Source organism: Paraburkholderia sp. J10-1, from assembly GCF_905220165.1.
Lineage (GTDB): Bacteria > Pseudomonadota > Gammaproteobacteria > Burkholderiales > Burkholderiaceae > Paraburkholderia.
Genome location: NZ_CAJMYW010000001.1, coordinates 403537 through 420479, shown reverse-complemented (window position 1 = coordinate 420479; position 16943 = coordinate 403537). Strand labels below are relative to the sequence as shown.

The following is a 16943-nucleotide window of genomic DNA, read 5'->3' as shown; positions in this document are numbered from 1 at the left end:
ATACTGCAATTGCGATGCAAAGCCGTGACCGTTGGAGTCGACGGCGTTTTAGGGGAGGCTCAGTGGATGGGGTGGCCTTGATTTCCGTGCATCTTTCCGGTTAGACGTACCTAAGCCTGGTGTGACCTTGGATTCCGGCCCTATATCATTACCCCTTCCAATCAAATACTTGCTGACTACCCGTTAGCGCTGCGCTCCTACGCCACTCTTCGCGGCTGCTTCCCTGACTTCCGTCATGCGCAGCGTACTCGCTGTCTCGCATTGCATGAACCACGACGGCACGCGGGTTTGAAAGCGGTATGTTTGCCGAACGCAGGCGTTTCAGGATCGTGAACAGGAGTTCGCTTTTGGTTTCGGCGGCGGTCCGGGGACTCTTGACGCATCCTGCGACGGTCAGCGTGATGCCGTCTACGGTCAGCTGACTGAACATCACGGAAGGCGCTGGACGCTCAAGGATTGATGCGTGATCGACGTAGGCATCGAGAAGAATCTCGCGAACCTGCTCCGGGTCCACATTGAGCGAGAAAGTCAGCACGAGCGTAACGACGCCCTGGTTCGTATTACCCATCGTGACGTTGCGAACATTCTGCGCAATCAGCTGAGAATTCGGCACGATCACTGTTGACTTGTCGGCGAGTTGAATTTCGGTCGCGCGTACATTGATGCGCCGAATGTCTCCTTCGATGCCGGCGATGCTGACCATGTCGCCGACTTTCACTGGGCGCTCCGCGAGCAATATCAGCCCCGAGATGAAGTTCTTCACGATCTCCTGAAGGCCAAAGCCGATGCCGACAGACAGAGCACTGACTATCCACGTGAGCTTGTGCCATCTGACTCCAAGCACCGACAGCGTCTGCAGCAAGACGAACAGGTAGCCGATGTTGGCAAATAGCGTCAGCAGAGACGCACGCATGCCGTGGCTCATTTCCGTTTTCGGCAGCAACTCGGTGTCAAACCATCTGCGCACGGATCGGGTCAGGTAGAGTCCCACACCGCATGTGAGCAGCGCGTTGAACAGATGAGCCGGCACGATATTCAGCGCGCGCAGTCGATCGCCGCCCAGCACGTCGACAATACTCTCTATAAGATCGGCTGGCGTGGTGCCGAGGCCGCCGGTGAGCAGGGCCACCGCCGCCGCGCCGATGAGAATGCTTCGGCAGAGTCCAGAAAGAACCGTAGCAATCTGGCCCAGATGGGAGTCCTTGAGCCCGAACAGATGCTTGATCGCGTTGCCGCTCCGGTGTGCCGGACTGAAGGTGCTCTCGCACACGTCGCGGGAGAGCGCGGCAAGCAGATAGAGCGTGCACAGCACGATATCGAACCAGACCAGTTCGTAAGTGATGAAACGCGCCACGGAAACATACCCGCAGAGCAATGCAATCAGGCAGCCGACGACGGCAAAGCTGACGGCGGCATGTATCGAGCCGGCGAGCATCGAGCGTGCTTCGGGGGCATCGCCGGCCGCAGCGAGCGCCGTACGTACCCGGTTGGCGCGCATCAGCGACGCGCCGATGGTCAAGGCAACCATCAGCGCGACGACGCCGCGAGTAAAAATGGTGAGCGGGACGCTGGTGTCGACCGCCCGGTCGATCTGCTCGAGCGTCCCCGAAAAGAGCAGCAATCCGGCGAGGATGGGTGGAAAGGGGCGCAGCGCGCGGGCGACCGGATCGGCGATGGCGGGCAGCCGCCAGGACGGATGTCGTGTGCACAGCAACGCGCCGCCGACAGCCGCGATCAACGCGCAATTCACTATGTGTTTGAAAAGTCCGTCGACGAAGGTTTGCAGCGCAGGCGGCAACGCCTGCTGGCTTGCAAACGCGACGCCGACCAGCTGCAACGCGCCAATCGTGGTCGCCAGCGCGGCGAGGACCGTCGCTACCGCGAGCGCGCTGCGCCGCAGCCGCCCTACGGGAAGACGTCGCAGGCAGAACGATGCCAGGGTCTTTTGAAGCACGCCGGTGCCGATCGTCACGCAGCCCAGTGCGATCAGTAAAAGGAGCGACGACGCGAGCAGATGTTGTGGCTGCCGCATCAATCGGATTTGCGACTGCACCTCGTCGGCAAACGCTCGCAGACGTCGATAGTCTGTTTCGTCCGGGCGAACGACCGGTTTCCAGAAGGCGGCGCTCATGATGCTGTTCGTGCGAAGCGCGAGCTGGTCCTTCAAGTGTTCGTTCAGCAACCGCGCGATCTGTTCATTGACGTTCGCAAGCGCATCCTTGATGCGTGCGGCCTGCTGGAGCTCGGCATCGAGCCGCGCTTGCTGGTTGGCGAGCACGCCGCGCTGTTGCGCAACCGCCGGTGTTTCGGCACTCGCGCCCGGAGCAGGCGCTGCGCCTAGCACGTCCAGTTGCGCATGGGTTTTCGCCCGCGCGGGCTGCAACGATATCGTGATCAGATCGTCTGCGTCATTGGCCGCCTGGCGACTCAGCGCGTCCAGTTCGAGTAGCTGCGCGTCGCTCGTCGCGCTGGATGCACGCTGCCTGATGCCGTCTTCCCGCGTCTGAAGCGCTTCGAGCGCCAGCGATACGTCTGTTTCGACGCGAGCGTCGCCCGAAACATGGGCGCTGCCGTCGGTTCCCGACCTCATCGGCTCGGCTGCGCATACGGCGAACGGCGCAAGCGCCGGCAGAGTAACGACGACCGCGAGAAGGAGGAATGGAATGACATGTCGCATGGCGCAGACTCAATGGGGCGAAAAGATCAGACGCTGGGAGCTGCGCTCAGATGGCAATTGTCTGCTGATATCGCTTTTGCTGCCGCGTCCGCGTCGACGGGAAAGCGTCTTAAACCGATTTCTAATCAATACTGATTATTGTATCATTTATGATGTGAGAGGCAATGATGTGGTGTGTGGGTGTTCTGGTCGTGCAGTGGCGCCTGTGCAGTGCCCCATTTCGCAACAACGAATTGCGCACGTTTATCCGCCTCCTTACGCACCTATACTCTGCGCCGGCGCCAGTTTCCCCATCAGGTGTCCGACAGTTTTTTAACGAACAGGAGAACTTATGGAAAAGCGACGCATCGCCAGAGTCAGTCAAGCGAAAACCGGGAGCCTCCACCAGATCGTGCAACAGGCTCTTCGCGGCGCGGCCACCGCGTCCACGCCTGACGGTGCCATCGACCTGCTTGGCGAAGCCTTGCTCGAACTACAGCGGCTCGTTGCGCGAACCAGCGCACCCATACATTGAAGGCTTCGGATCGAGGCTGACCCGACACTTCACGCGAACACGCAAGAATAGACGCAACCATGACTGCCTATTATCGCCAATCGTTGTTCTGGAGCGCTGTTGCCTTGTCGGCCGGCGTGCTGCTGTGGAGCTTGCGCTCCGTGCTGACACCTTTTCTGCTCGGTGCGATGATCGCCTATGTTCTGCAGCCGGGCGTTGAGTGGCTGGTACGTCGGCGAGCATCACGTGGTCTTGCCGCGTTGATCATGATGTCGCTTTTCACGGCGCTTATGGCGTTACTGGTTCTGCTCGTGTTCGTGGTCGTTCAGATGGAAGGCCCCGAACTGACCGGACAGATTCCTTCGCTCGCGTCGAAGCTCGAAGCCGCCGGCAAGCCGTGGCTTGCTTCCGTGGGAATCGACTACTGGCCCGATTGGACGAGTCTGCGCGCCGCAATGGCCGCTCACTTGATGGCAAGCGAACATGACGCCGTCCTTGCCGTCTGGCAATATCTGCGCACAGGCGGGAGTGCCATGATCGAAGTCGCAGAGAATTTCGTGATCTTGCCGCTCGTGCTGTTTTATTTGCTGTATGACAGGGCGGAAGCACTGGAGCGGATCGAAAGCTTCGTGCCACGGCGCTGGCTCGCACCAACGCGGGATTTCGTCGCCGGAGTCGACCGCTTGATGTCCCAATACCTGCGAGGGCAACTCGCCGTCGTCGCGGTGCTGGCCGTTTTCTATCCGGCAGCGCTGATGATCGCCGGATTGCGCATTGCGCTGCCTGTGGGTGTCCTCACAGCACTGGCTGTCGTCATTCCGTACATCGGATTCGCGACAGCGCTGGCGTCCGCGCTTTTTGCCGCGGCTCTGCAATTCGGGGACTGGTATGGCGTGGGAGCTGTGGCGCTCGTGTACGGAGTCGGCCAGATTCTCGAAAGCGTTGTTCTCACACCCCGGCTCGTCGGTGAGCGTATCGGTCTACATCCGCTCGCGGTCATTTTCTCTTTACTGGCATTCGGGAAGGTGTTCGGGTTCTTCGGCGTTCTGCTCGCACTACCGGCTAGCGCGGCGTGCGCGTCGGCGTTGCGGGAGCTGCGCCGTCACTACCTGAGCACCACGCTTTATCGGGATTGATCGTGCTGCCAGGAGCACGCCGGGCCCGCCACCGGCGTTTTACACATCGGCGGAGCTGGGTGGCATGGGGCGCCGGGCGATCTTTTGCGCGTCCACGCGCGTGAGGCCAACGGCCTGCAACACGACTGTCGCGATGTTCTCGGCGAAGCGTTCCTCCCGGGGGCGAAGGCCTTTTCGCGGCCCGCTCGCCTGCTTTGAAGACGCCGAATGAAGTTCAGCCGCGAGTCCGGCGAGGACGGTGCCCATCGCCGAGATGGCACATAGCAGTTCGTCCGCGACCATGAAGCGTCTTTGAGCCATGCCTCTGCGGATGTCTCGCAAGAGGCGCTGTCCAGGTGCCGAGCTGAGCGCACGCGCGGATAGCCCCTCGCGGATCAGCAGTTGTCCCCATACCGGATCGCTACAGGCGCACAACAGCGTATGGCGCACGGACACGGCAAGCACTTCAGCAGTGTCGGACAGGCCGACGACGAGGCCGTCGAGCGTATTCGCGAATTCCTCGAACAGGCATTCAATGAGCGCAGTAAAGAGCCCCTCTTTCGAGTCGAAGTGGTTGTAGAACGACCCGAATCCCACATCGGCAGCGTCGGTGATCTCGTTGATCGTGACGCTGTCCATTCCCTTTTTCGCGACGAGGCCAAACGCCGCATTGAGCAGGCGCGCGCGCGTTTCCCGCCTGCGCCGCACGAGCCGAGGCGATCGTTCCGCGGCGGACTCGCGCGGCTCCTCGACTGACTGCCGACGACGCCTGCGCGGACTGACCCCTGACATGTTGCCTCCCCAGTCATAGTTTGTTGTGATTTTAAATGACATTGTCAACGTTGACAATGTCATCAGTTTTGGATTTAATCTCACCTGCGCACCGGTCGGTGCCGCTGGTCCACTCCGCAACAACCGCCCGCGCGGCTGACCTCAATGGTCAGCGCGGATGACTTTCTATCTGGACTCTTCAGCTTCCTTGTGAACATCGTGAAACACTCCGGTACTGTCGCGCCGATGCGGGCGCGCTCTCTGTTACTTTCCTGCGCGCGGTCGATGCACCGGGCACCCGCCGTCATCGCTGCGTGCAGCGCGATCCTCATGTGCGGATGCCATCACGACGAAGCCGCTGTGCAGGAGGCCAAGCCTGTGGTCGCGCGTGCCGTTCACGCGGATGGGCATATCGCGGGCGACTCGTTGCCGGCGCAGGTGCAGGCGCGTTACTCCACGCCTCTTTCATTCCGCGTGGGAGGCAAAATCATCGAGCGGCGGGTGCGGATCGGCGACACGGTGAAAGCGGGGCAGACGGTCGCGCTGCTCGATCCGACTGATCTGCAAAACAATCTCGTCAACGCGCGCGCCCAGCTCGATGCCGCCGAACATCGCCTCGTCTTCGCGAAGCAGCAGCTCGATCGCGACGAGGCTCAGGCACGTGCCAACCTCATTTCGACCGCGCAACTAGAGCAGACTCAGGACGCCTACGCGTCCGCGCTCGCGCAGCGCACCTCCGCGCTCGCGCAGATGGCACTCGCCACGGATCACCTGCGCTATGCGACGCTGGTTGCCGACCACGATGGCGCGATTACCTCGGAAGATGCGGATACCGGCCAGAACGTTCAGGCAACGCAAGCGGTGTATCACCTCGACTGGACCGGAGACATCGATATTGCTTGCGACGCGCCCGAAGCAACGGTGAATGCGCTGGCAGTCGGCAGCAAGGCGCACGTCACGCTGCCCGCGCTGCCGGGCAAGACTTTCGATGCATCGGTGCGCGAGGTGTCCGCCGCCGCCGATCCGGAGAGCCGCACCTGGCGGGTCAAGCTGACGCTGACTTCCCCGGGCCCGGAAGTGCGTCTCGGTATGACCGCGAACGTGACCTTCGATACCGTGGGCAACGCCGGCAACGGACCGTCGTACACGTTGCCCGTGACGGCGCTGTTTCACCGGGGCGAGCAACCCGCCGTATGGGTGGCGCGCACGAGTAGCAACACGCTCGAACTGCGACCGATCACCATCGCGCGCTACGACGAACGCACGGTATCGGTCAGTTCGGGCCTCCGCGATGGCGATCGGGTCGTGCTGCAAGGCGTGCATGCGGTCAGTGCCGGCGAGCACGTGCAGGTCGTGCCGCCCCTGCATCCGGAGGACTTTCCGTCATGAACGCACGCGACCATGAAAATGCGCGCGACGACGTGCGCATCAGTACTGGCGACGGCTCGAGCGCTGACGCAACGGGTTTCAATCTGTCTGCGTGGGCGTTGCGGCACCAGCAACTGGTGATTTTCCTGATTGGGCTCGCCACGCTGTTCGGCGTGATCGGCTACACCAAACTCGCGCAATCGGAAGATCCGCCGTTCACGTTCCGCACGATGGTCATCAAGACGTACTGGCCGGGCGCAACGGCCAGCGAAGTGCAGGAGCAAATCACCGACCGGATCGGCCGCCAGTTGCAGGCGGCGCCGTACGTCGACAACATCAAGAGCTACTCGCGGCCTGGCGAGTCGATGATCTTCTTCGCAATGAAGGACTCCGCGCCGGTCAAGGAAGTGCCCGAGACCTGGTACCAGGTGCGCAAGAAAGTGGGCGACATCCAGGCGACGCTTCCAAAGGGAACGATCGGGCCGTTCTTCAACGACGAGTTCGGTGACGTCTATACGAACATCTACGCGCTCGAAGGCGACGGCTTTTCGCCCGCGCAACTGCACGATTATGCGGACAAGCTGCGCACTGTCCTGCTTCGCGTGCCCGGTGTTGCGAAGGTCGACTACTTCGGCGATCCCGATCAGCACATCTTCGTCGAAATTTCGAACGCGCAACTGACGCGGCTGGCCATCACGCCGCAGCAACTCGCGCAGGCGATCGACGCGCAGAACGCCGTTGCGCCCGTCGGGACCATCACGACAGCGGATGACCGCGTGTTCGTGCGGCCAAGCGGCGCATTCAAGAACGAGCAGGCGCTCGCCGACATGCTGATCACCGTGAACAAGCGGTCGTTTCGCCTGGGCGAGATTGCGACGATCAAGCGTGGCTATGACGACCCGCCCGTGACGCAGATGCGGGTCGGCGGCCACGCTGTGCTCGGCATCGGTGTGACGATGCAGAAGGGCGGCGACGTGATCGACCTCGGCAAGGCGCTCGACGCCAGAACGGCAGAACTTCAGGCTTCGCTGCCGGCGGGCGTGAAGCTCTCGGCCGTGTCGAGCATGCCGCACGCGGTGAAGCACTCGGTCGATGACTTTGTGGAGGCAGTCGGAGAAGCCGTGGCCATCGTGCTGGTCGTCAGCCTCATCTCGCTCGGTCTGCGCACCGGCATGGTCGTGGTGATCACGATCCCGATCGTGCTCGCGGTCACGGCGCTGTGCATGCATCTGTTTGGCATCGGTCTGGACAAGGTATCACTCGGCACGCTCGTGCTCGCACTGGGGTTGCTGGTCGACGATGCGATCATTGCCGTCGAGATGATGGCCGTGAAGCTCGAACAGGGCTGGAGCCGCCTGCGCGCGGCGGCCTTCGCCTATACCAGTACGGCTTTTCCGATGCTGACCGGCACGCTGGTCACGGTCTCGGGTTTTCTGCCGATCGCGCTCGCCAAATCGAGCACCGGTGAGTACACGCGTTCGATCTTCGAGGTGTCGGCCATCGCGCTGATCGTTTCGTGGTTCGCCGCGGTCGTGCTGGTGCCATTGCTGGGCTTTCACCTGCTGCCGGAGCATAAACGCCACGCGAGCGGTGCCGACGGTGAACACGGCCACGAGCATGACGTGTACAACACGGCCTTTTACCGGCGTCTGTCGGGCTGGGTCGGCTGGTGCATCGACCGCCGCTGGGCCGTGCTCGGCGTCACGGTCGTGCTGTTCGCGATCGCCATGGCGGCGTTCACGCGCGTGCCGCAGCAGTTCTTCCCGAACTCGGAGCGGCCGGAACTGCTGGTCGATCTGCGGTTGCCGGAGGGAGCCTCGTTCGAAGCGACCCTGCGTGAAGCGAAGCGCCTCGAGAAGGTGCTGGACGGCAAGCCGGAAATCGCGCATTTCGTCGACTTCGTCGGTACCGGCGCGCCGCGCTTCTACCTGCCGCTCGACCAGCAGCTCCAGCAGCCGAACTTCGCGCAGTTCGTCATTACCGCGAAGGACGTCGAGACGCGCGAACAGTTGATGCACTGGCTCGATGCGAAACTGGAGAAGGACTTCTCCGGAGTACGTACGCGCGTTGCCCGCCTCGAAAACGGGCCGCCCGTCGGCTTTCCGATCAAGTTCCGCGTGAGCGGCGATGACATCGCGACGGTGCACACCATTGCGGAGACGGTCGCAGAAAAGACCCGCGCCGACCCGCGCACGCGCAACGTCCAGTTCGACTGGGACGAGCCCGCTGAACGCTCGATCTCATTCGAGATCGACCAGAACCGCGCGCATCAGCTTGGCGTCACGTCGGAGGACGTCTCCAGCTTCCTCGCGATGACGCTGTCCGGCTTCACGGTCACGCAGTACCGCGAGCGCGACAAGCTGATCGACGTCGACCTGCGCGCGCCCAGGAGCGAGCGCGTCAACCCCGCGAAGCTCACGAGCCTCGCGATGCCGACGCCGAACGGTCCGGTGCCGCTCGGTTCGCTCGGACACGTGCGCGACACACTGGAATACGGCGTGATCTGGGAACGCGACCGGCAGCCGACCATCACGGTGCAGGCGGACGTACGCGGTGACGCGCAAGGCATCGACGTCACGCACGACATCGATCATGCGCTCGCGGCCGAGCGCGCCAGGCTGCCGGTCGGCTACCGGATCGACGTGGGCGGCGCGGTGGAAGAGAGCGTGAAAGGCCAGACATCGATCAACGCGGAAATGCCGCTGATGATCATCGCGGTGCTCACGCTGCTGATGATCCAGCTCAAGAACTTCGCGCGCACTTTCATCGTCGTGCTGACTGCGCCGCTGGGCCTGATCGGTGTGGTGACCGCGCTGCTGCTGTTCGGCAAGCCGTTTGGCTTCGTCGCGCTGCTGGGTGTGATCGCGATGTTCGGCATCATCATGCGCAACTCCGTGATTCTCGTCGACCAGATCGATCAGGACATTGCGGCCGGGCACCCGCGCTTCGACGCGATCATTGGCGCGACAGTGCGGCGTTTCAGGCCGATCATGCTGACCGCCGCCGCAGCCGTTCTTGCACTGATACCACTGCTTCGCTCCGGCTTCTTCGGCCCCATGGCGACCGCGCTGATGGGAGGCATCACCGTCGCCACGGTGCTGACGGTGTTCTTTCTGCCGGCGCTCTACGCGACCTGCTTCAAGGTGCGGCGTGACGAGCGCGGAGCGCACCGGCTCGTCGCCGAGCATACGGAGGTTTGATGATGAGCATGAGCTTTACCTATAGGACTTCCGTGCTGGCTCTCGCGGCCGCACTGACCTTCTCGGCTTGCTCGTTCGGGCCGAGCGGCGAAGCGCCGGCGATGCCGTCGCCGGAACACTACGGCGCGCAGGCGCAGCCCTCAAAAACCGTGACGGCCGGTGGCGTCGCGCAGACATTCGATGTCGGCGCGACCGCAGCCCCCCAATGGTGGCGCCTGTACCGGTCGGATGCGCTGGATGCGCTCGTCGACGAGGGCCTGCGCAACAGCCCGAACCTCGCGGCAACCCAGCGCACGCTCGCGGCCGCGCAAGAACAACTGCGCGCGCAGGTCGGCGCATCGACGCTGCCGTCGATCGACAGCGCCGTCCAGGTCGAGCGCGCACGCGCGCCCGTTGTGCCGGGAATCGGACCGGAGCAGGTGCAATACAACTTCTTCGCCGGCCAGGTGTTCGCGCATTACACATTCGACCTGTTTGGCCAGACGCGTTACGCGAACTCGGCAAGCGCCGCTCGTGTGCACGTTCAGGCATTCGAACTGGAGGCGTCGCGGCGCGCGCTTGCCGCCAACATTGTCGCGAGCGTGATCAATGTCGCGTCTCTCGACCGGCAGATCGCGCTCACCGAGCGGCTCGTGGAAGTGTCCAATGCCGCCGCGAACGAGGATGAGCAGCGCTTCGCGCTCGGGTCGGTGTCGCGCGGCCAAATGCTCGAATCGAAACAGGACGCGGCGTCGATCGCCGCGACGCTGCCTGCGCTGCGGCAGCAACGCGCGTGCGCGGTCCATGCGCTGGCGGTGCTACTCGGCCGCACGCCGGACAGCGCGCCGAGCGTGCCGGATCTCGAAAGTCTCTCGCTGCCCGCGAACGTGCCCGTCGCGGTGCCTTCGGACCTGTTGCGTTCGCGGCCCGACATTCAGGCAGCGGATGCCGCCGTCAAGGCCGCCGCGGCCGACGTCGGCGCCGCGACGGCGCAGATGTTCCCGAGCCTGTCGCTCACGGCCTCGATGGGCCGCGGCGGCTTCAGCTGGCCGGCGTTGTTCACGGGCGCGGGCGGCCTGTGGGCGCTCGGCGCCGCGATGTCGCAGCCGATCTTCCATGGCGGTGCCCTGTTCGCGGAGCGTCGCGCTTCGATCGATGCATACGATGCCGCCGTGCTGCACTACAAGTCGACGGTACTCTCCGCGTTCCAGGATGTCGCGAACTCGCTGGCTGCCCTGGATAACGACGCGCAGGCGCTCGCCTCGGCGGACGTTGGCGCGGACGCCGCGCACGCCGCGTTCGACGATACGGCGTCGCGCCATCGCATGGGCGCACTTCCGTCGACGGCAACACACGCCAGCGAGTCCCGCTATCTCAACGCGCAGATCGGCGCGGTACGCGCAGCGAGCCAACGTATGAGCGATACGGCGGCGTTGTTCCAGGCGATGGGGGAACCGCCCGTGGCGCAGCAGACTGCAGCGTCGACGCAATGATCGCGCGTATGACAAGCATGGAATATCGCAGACTGATTGCCTGTCACGAATGCGATCTGCTGTTGCGCAAGCCAGCGGCCGTCGGAGCGCGCGTCGCGAGCTGCACGCGATGCGCAGCGAAGCTGGGCGCATTGGCGGGCGTCGACGCGTCGCTCGACCGCATCTGCGCCGTGACGCTCGCCGCGTTGATCATGTTCTGCATCGCGCAGGCTTTCCCGGTGATCGAGCTGAATGCCAACGGCATGACGTCCAAAGCAACGCTCTTTGGTGCGGTGAGTTCGCTTTGGTCAGGCAATATGCGCTCGGTCGCGGCGACGGTGTTTTGTTCATCGATACTGTTTCCGCTGATCGAGCTGATCGCCTTTCTTTATCTGCTGGCGCCGCTTCGCATCGGCAAGGTGCCGCCCCGCTTCAACCGGGTGTTGCGCGTCGTACAGCTGGTGCGTCCGTGGTGCATGGTTGAAGTATTCATGCTCGGCGTGCTCGTGACGATCGTGAAGATGGTCAGCGTTGCCGAGGTGATCGCGGGGCCTGGCCTCTTTGCACTGGCTGGGCTGACCGTGATGCTGGCCGTCGTCGCATCATTCGATCCCGGCCAGCTGTGGATGGTCCACGAGCGGCTCACGTCTGCCGGCAAGACCGGCATTCGCTGGAAAAGAGTCGCTGGTCGACGCGAGCGCTTCCTGGGGGCGCAGCGAACGCGCGAACAGGCGCGTTCGTCCGCCGTGACTGCACAGCGCGCAGGACTGGTCGGCTGTCACGCTTGCGGTCTGGTTCAGGCGCACGCAGAAGGCCGGACGCACCAGCGCTGCTCGCGATGCGGACACCCGCTGCACCAACGCCGCGCGGACAGCCTCACGCGAACCACCAGTCTGCTGCTTGCCGCCGTGTTCGCCTATATCCCGGCCAATCTGCTGCCAATCATGCACGCGTCATCACTCGGCCGCGCAGAGGACGACACGATCCTGGGCGGCGTCGCGTATTTCTGGACTTCGGGCGACTGGCCGCTCGCGGTCGTGGTATTTGTCGCGAGCGTTCTCGTACCGATACTCAAGCTGGCAGTTCTCACGCTTCTCACGCTAACCGCTCGTCGCGGCTCGGCCTGGCGGCCCCGGGATTGTACCGGGCTCTATCGGCTCGTCGAGCGTATCGGCCGCTGGTCGATGCTCGATGTTTTCGTCGTCGCACTGACGGTCACGCTCGTGCACTTCGGCTCTTTTGCGGTCATCACGGCGGGACCGGCCGCGCTCGCTTTCGCGGCGGTGGTGATCCTCACGATGCTCGCGTCGCATCAGTTCGATCCACGGCTCATCTGGGACAACCTCGATGCAGACGGGCATCGCGCGCGAACCGAGCGACGAAGCGTGCACTGACTGCGGCACTGCCTCTCACCTCCTAACCGGACTCTCTGAAACATCCGAACGATGCATCTCCACAATCTGCCCAGCCCCGAACTGCGGCCGCGCAAGCGCTGGCTGCCGTCCCTTATATGGTTAGTTCCCCTGATCTGCGCATTGATCGGCATTGCGCTCGTGGCGAAATCGGTCACTGAAAAAGGGCCCGTCGTAACCGTCACCTTCGATAGCGCGGAAGGCATGGAGGCGGGCAAGACCAAGGTCAAGTACAAGGACGTGGACATCGGCCTCGTGCAGGCCATCACGCTGTCGAAGGATTTGCGGCGCGTGATTGTGAGCATCCAGCTCGGCAAGGACGCTGCGCGATTCGCAACCGAAGGCACACGGTTCTGGGTCGTGCGTCCGCGCGTCGGTGCCAACGGAATCTCGGGCCTCGGTACGTTGCTCTCGGGTGCCTACATAGGCGCGGATATCGGGCGCTCGGTCGACACGCAAACCGCCTTTGTCGGACTCGAAAACCCGCCCATCGTCACTACCGGCCAAAGGGGACATCAGTACACGCTGCGAGGCGAGTCGCTCGGCTCGATCGATATCGGCGCGCCGGTTTTCTACCATCGTATCCAGGCTGGACAGGTCGTCGGCTTCTCGCTCGACCCTCACGGCGACGGTGTGATCGTCAATGTGTTTATCAATGCGCCGTTCGATCAGTATGTCAGGACCCACACGCGATGGTGGCACGCAAGCGGCGTCGATCTGCGACTCGATTCGAACGGTCTCAAGCTCAATACCCAGTCTCTTGCGACCGTCGTGGTCGGCGGCCTGGCATTCCAGAGTCCCCCCGGACAGGACAGCGGAGCGCCTGCAGCGGACAAGGCCGAGTTCCGGCTCGCGGCAGACGAGCAGGAGGCGATGCGCGAGCCTGACGGGCAGCCTCTCAATGTCGTGATGCGATTCGACCAGTCGCTGCGAGGACTCTCGGTTGGTGCGCCGGTGGACCTTCGTGGGATCGTGCTGGGGCAGGTGACCGACATCGGTATCGAATACAGCGAAGCGCAGAAGAGCTTCAGCATGAAGGTCTCGATGGCGCTTTATCCCGACCGCCTGAGCCGACGCTCGAACGACGTTCTGCCCGACCCCAACACGCCGGGTGGTCACGAGCTGCTTCAGCACCTCGTGACAGAGGGGCTGCGCGGACAGTTGCGCACCGGCAGCCTGCTGACTGGCCAGCTCTACGTCGCGCTCGACATGTTCCCGAAAGCGCCTCGCGCGAGCGTCGATGTGCGCCGCAATCCGATCGAACTGCCGACCGTGCCGAACACGCTTGACGAACTTCAGGTGCAGGTTGCGGACATCGCCCGAAAGCTGAACCAGGTTCCGTTCGACAAGATCGGGAACAACCTTAATGGTGCGCTCGAAAATGCCAACAAGCTGTTCGGTCATATGGACACCGAGGTCGTACCGCAGGCGCGCGACACACTGGCGGCCGCGCAAAAGACCTTCAGCACTGCCGAAACGACGCTTCACCAGGCTGCGCCGATGCAGTCCGACATTCAGGACGCAATGCAGCAACTGACGCGAACGTTGCAATCGCTGAATGCGCTTGCTGATTACCTCGAGCGCCATCCGCAGGCGCTGTTGTTTGGCAAGAAAGGAGACCAGCCATGATCCGGATCTTACGCCCCTCGCGGCTCGGGTTGCCGCGCTCAGTCGCCGTCGCGGGCCTTGTCCTTTTGACGGCTTGCGCGTCGCAGTCCGCGCGCTTCTATACGCTCGCCACTGATGCACCGGCGACGCCCGTGAGCGGTAGCGCAACCTCTGCCTGGCGCATCGACGTGCGGCCCGTGAAAGTGCCTGCCGCCGTTGCGAGAAGCCAGTTGGTCGTGCAGGTCGATGGGGCGCAGGTGAAGGTGCTGGAGGACGACCGTTGGGCTTCGTCGCTTGCGGACGAGATCCGCTCCGCGCTGATTGCCGGCGTCAGCCGGCAGGCCGACACGGCTGGACCCCGCGCGTCGGTGAGCGGGGCAGACGTACCCGTCTACGAGATCACCGTTGAGGTCCAGCGTTTCGAATCGTGGCCTCGCTCGCATGTGCTGGTCGACGTGATATGGAATGTGCAGAGGCCGGACGGTGCGGGCGCGCTGTCCTGTCACAGCGTATTGAGCGAACCCGTGTCGGACGGCTATCAGGCGATCGTCGACGGTCACCGGCGCGCGATCGCCATCATTGCCGCGCAAATCGCCGAGGTGATACGCGGGCTCGGCGCAAGTACGGCGGACAGCCCCTCAAGACAGGCCGTGGCGTCGCGCAGGATCGCATCGGGCGCCCTGTCCTGTCCTCCCGTGCCCGGCGTCGCCCAGTTGACGGACGCCGGATTCGTCTCACAACGAGCAGCTAGCAAATTTCTTCCGCGCGCCGCTGACTGAGAGCCAATGGGCGTCGCGATCCTGCGCATGTGTGCGGGATCGCGGCCCGCGCATGCTTGCCGTCAGTCTTCCTCGACGATTTCCTCTGCCGCCGGCAGCGGACGTGCTGCGACCTTCTCCGCTTCCGCGCGCTTGAGCCCGAGCGTCTGCAGGAGCATGGCCGCCGTACGTTCGGGAAGGTGCTCGCCGTCGAAACCGAGTTCTTCAAGGACGCCCGCTGCGGTTGCGCCCGGCATGACGTAATTCAGTTCGGCCGAGATGGCGGACAGTACCGTGCCGCCCACCGCGAGAAATCCAATCAAGGGGTCGGCGACGACGAATCGCTTCGCCTCGATACCGTTGCCGATGTCACGCAGCAGCCGCTGTCCTAGCCCGCGGCTCAACATGCTTGCGGAAAAGCCTTCCCGAATCAGGAATCGGCCCCAAACCGGATCATGCCGCGCACGCAGGATGGTATGACGGACCGAAACCGCCACAACCTCCGCGGGATCGGAGATGCCGCCCGCGAGGCGATCGAGCATGTCTGCGAATTCCTCGAACACATTGTCGACGAGCGTCGAATAGATCGCGTCTTTCGACTCGAAGTGGTTATAGAACGAGCCGAAGCCGACATCGGCGGCCTCGGTGATTTCGTTAATCGCGACGCCTTCCATGCCCTTCTCGGCCATCAGCCTCAGCGCGGCATCAAGCAGACGGGCGCGGGTTTCACGTTTGCGGCGCGCACCGCGCGGCTCCCGCTCTTCGGCAACGGGGGCAGGCGAGGGCGCCGCACGCGGCGCGCTCTTTGGGGTCCGACGATTGGTTGTGGTCGTCATGATCGAGTCACTTGTGGTCCTTTTCACAGTATAGATTCGAACCTCTATATTGACAAAACGATCAGTGATGAGTTTAATGTCATAAACGGCGCCGGACGCCGGTCTAATGAAATGTATGGAGGAACGATGGAGACGCCCACCGAAAACGGTGCCGCCCCGGAGCTGACGACTGAGCAGCCGGCGCGTCATCCGAATCCGACGGCAAAAGCGACGGCTTTGGCCTATTTACTGCTCGATCGGCCCGACCTTGGGAAAGCCGAGCGCTTTCTCAACGACTTCGGGCTGCAAACCGTCTCGCGTGGCGAAAGTCTGCTGCTCCTGCGTGGCACCGGCGCCTCGCACTTCTGCTACGTAGTTCGCAAGGCGCCGAAATCGCGCTTCGCTGGGTTCGGCTTGCAGGTCGGTAGCTGGCTCGAACTGGTCGCGCTGCAAAAGGTGCCGGGTGCGCAGCAGATCGTGGGTTCGTCATTGCCGGGGGGCGGCTACGTGGTGACGCTGACTGATCCATCGGGCTTTCGCGTCGATGCGCTATGGGGTCAGGCGTCAGCAGCGACGTTGCCTCACCGGCTACCCTTGGCCTTCAACTCGGTCGATGCGACGGTCCGCGTCAACGGAACCCAGCGCCCGCCCGGGCGCGCGCCGGAAGTCGTGCGCCTCGGGCACGTGGTGCTAGAACTTGCCGACTATCAGAAAACCTGTGCGTGGTACACGCAGCACTTCGGCTTCATTCCGAGCGACGTGCAGGTGCTGCCCGATGGCTCTCCCGCCGTCGCCTTCATGCGCCTCGATCTCGGCGGCGAGCCCGCCGATCACCACACGCTTGCGCTCGCACAGGGGTTTGTCGCGAAGTACAGCCACAGCGCTTATGAGCTCGTCGATGCGGACGCGGTCGGCATGGGCCAGCGCGTTCTGCGCGAAAACGGCTGGACCCACGCGTGGGGAATTGGCCGACATATTCTCGGCAGTCAGATCTTTGACTACTGGCAGGACCCCTGGGGCGACAAGCACGAACACTACTGCGACGGCGATCTGTTCACTGCCGAGGCGCCGACCGGAATCCATGGCGTAAGCCGCGAGGCGATGGCGCAGTGGGGGCCGACGATGCCCCGCAGCTTTACCAGGCCGAAACTGACGCCTCTGAGCCTCGCCGGACTGATACGCAATCTGCGCCGCAGCCCCGACCTTACGCTGGCCAAGCTGAAGACGCTCGCCAGCATTTTCGCCTGAAGCAACACCTGTTCATCGAATCCGGAG

General features: G+C 63.4%; 12 protein-coding genes. 9 read left to right on the top strand and 3 right to left on the bottom strand.

Annotated elements, in window-relative coordinates; translation table 11 throughout:
• Positions 1-148 precede the first annotated feature (148 nt).
• Positions 149-2677, bottom strand: a complete 2529-nt coding sequence (locus U5A65_RS01895; protein ID WP_321945285.1) for a DUF3772 domain-containing protein — start codon at positions 2675-2677, stop codon at positions 149-151.
• A gap of 331 nt (positions 2678-3008) precedes the next feature.
• Between U5A65_RS01895 and U5A65_RS01890 the strand changes: the two genes are divergently transcribed.
• A complete protein-coding gene (locus tag U5A65_RS01890) occupies positions 3009-3191 on the top strand; it encodes a hypothetical protein (protein ID WP_321945284.1) in 183 nt (60 codons plus the stop codon).
• Between the two features lie 59 nt (positions 3192-3250).
• A complete protein-coding gene (locus U5A65_RS01885; RefSeq protein WP_321945283.1) occupies positions 3251-4306 on the top strand; it encodes an AI-2E family transporter in 1056 nt (351 codons plus the stop codon).
• A 39-nt stretch (positions 4307-4345) separates the two neighbouring features.
• Here U5A65_RS01885 and U5A65_RS01880 read toward each other — a convergent pair whose 3' ends face one another.
• On the bottom strand, positions 4346-5077 hold the full coding sequence (locus tag U5A65_RS01880) for a helix-turn-helix domain-containing protein (protein WP_321945875.1): 732 nt from the start codon (positions 5075-5077) through the stop codon (positions 4346-4348).
• Positions 5078-5341: 264 nt separating this feature from the next.
• Here U5A65_RS01880 and U5A65_RS01875 point away from each other — a divergent pair, with 264 nt between their 5' ends.
• The 6 genes from U5A65_RS01875 to U5A65_RS01850 are packed head-to-tail and all read left to right on the top strand — an operon-like array spanning position 5342 to position 14874.
• Positions 5342-6445 (top strand): efflux RND transporter periplasmic adaptor subunit, encoded by a 1104-nt coding sequence (locus tag U5A65_RS01875; RefSeq protein WP_321945282.1) that lies wholly within the window; start codon positions 5342-5344, stop codon positions 6443-6445.
• Positions 6442-9624, top strand: coding sequence for an efflux RND transporter permease subunit (locus U5A65_RS01870; RefSeq protein ID WP_321945281.1), 3183 nt, complete (start codon positions 6442-6444; stop codon positions 9622-9624). Before U5A65_RS01875 ends, U5A65_RS01870 begins: the two co-directional genes overlap by 4 nt.
• Positions 9625-9632: 8 nt before the next feature.
• Positions 9633-11096 (top strand): efflux transporter outer membrane subunit, encoded by a 1464-nt coding sequence (locus U5A65_RS01865; RefSeq protein ID WP_321945280.1) that lies wholly within the window; start codon positions 9633-9635, stop codon positions 11094-11096.
• Positions 11097-11113: 17 nt separating this feature from the next.
• Complete coding sequence (locus U5A65_RS01860) at positions 11114-12469, top strand: PqiA/YebS family transporter subunit (RefSeq protein ID WP_321945874.1); 1356 nt, start codon at positions 11114-11116, stop codon at positions 12467-12469.
• Between the two features lie 51 nt (positions 12470-12520).
• Complete coding sequence (locus U5A65_RS01855; protein WP_321945279.1) at positions 12521-14116, top strand: intermembrane transport protein PqiB; 1596 nt, start codon at positions 12521-12523, stop codon at positions 14114-14116.
• Positions 14113-14874 (top strand): PqiC family protein, encoded by a 762-nt coding sequence (locus tag U5A65_RS01850; RefSeq protein WP_321945278.1) that lies wholly within the window; start codon positions 14113-14115, stop codon positions 14872-14874. Before U5A65_RS01855 ends, U5A65_RS01850 begins: the two co-directional genes overlap by 4 nt.
• A 62-nt stretch (positions 14875-14936) precedes the next feature.
• Here the strand turns inward: U5A65_RS01850 and U5A65_RS01845 are convergent, their stop codons facing one another.
• Entirely contained in the window at positions 14937-15689 is a 753-nt protein-coding gene (locus tag U5A65_RS01845; protein WP_321945873.1) for a TetR/AcrR family transcriptional regulator, read from the bottom strand.
• 126 nt (positions 15690-15815) lie between these two features.
• On the opposite strand from U5A65_RS01845, the gene U5A65_RS01840 reads away from it, so the two are divergent.
• A complete protein-coding gene (locus U5A65_RS01840; RefSeq protein ID WP_321945277.1) occupies positions 15816-16916 on the top strand; it encodes a VOC family protein in 1101 nt (366 codons plus the stop codon).
• The last annotated feature ends 27 nt before the right edge of the window (positions 16917-16943 follow it).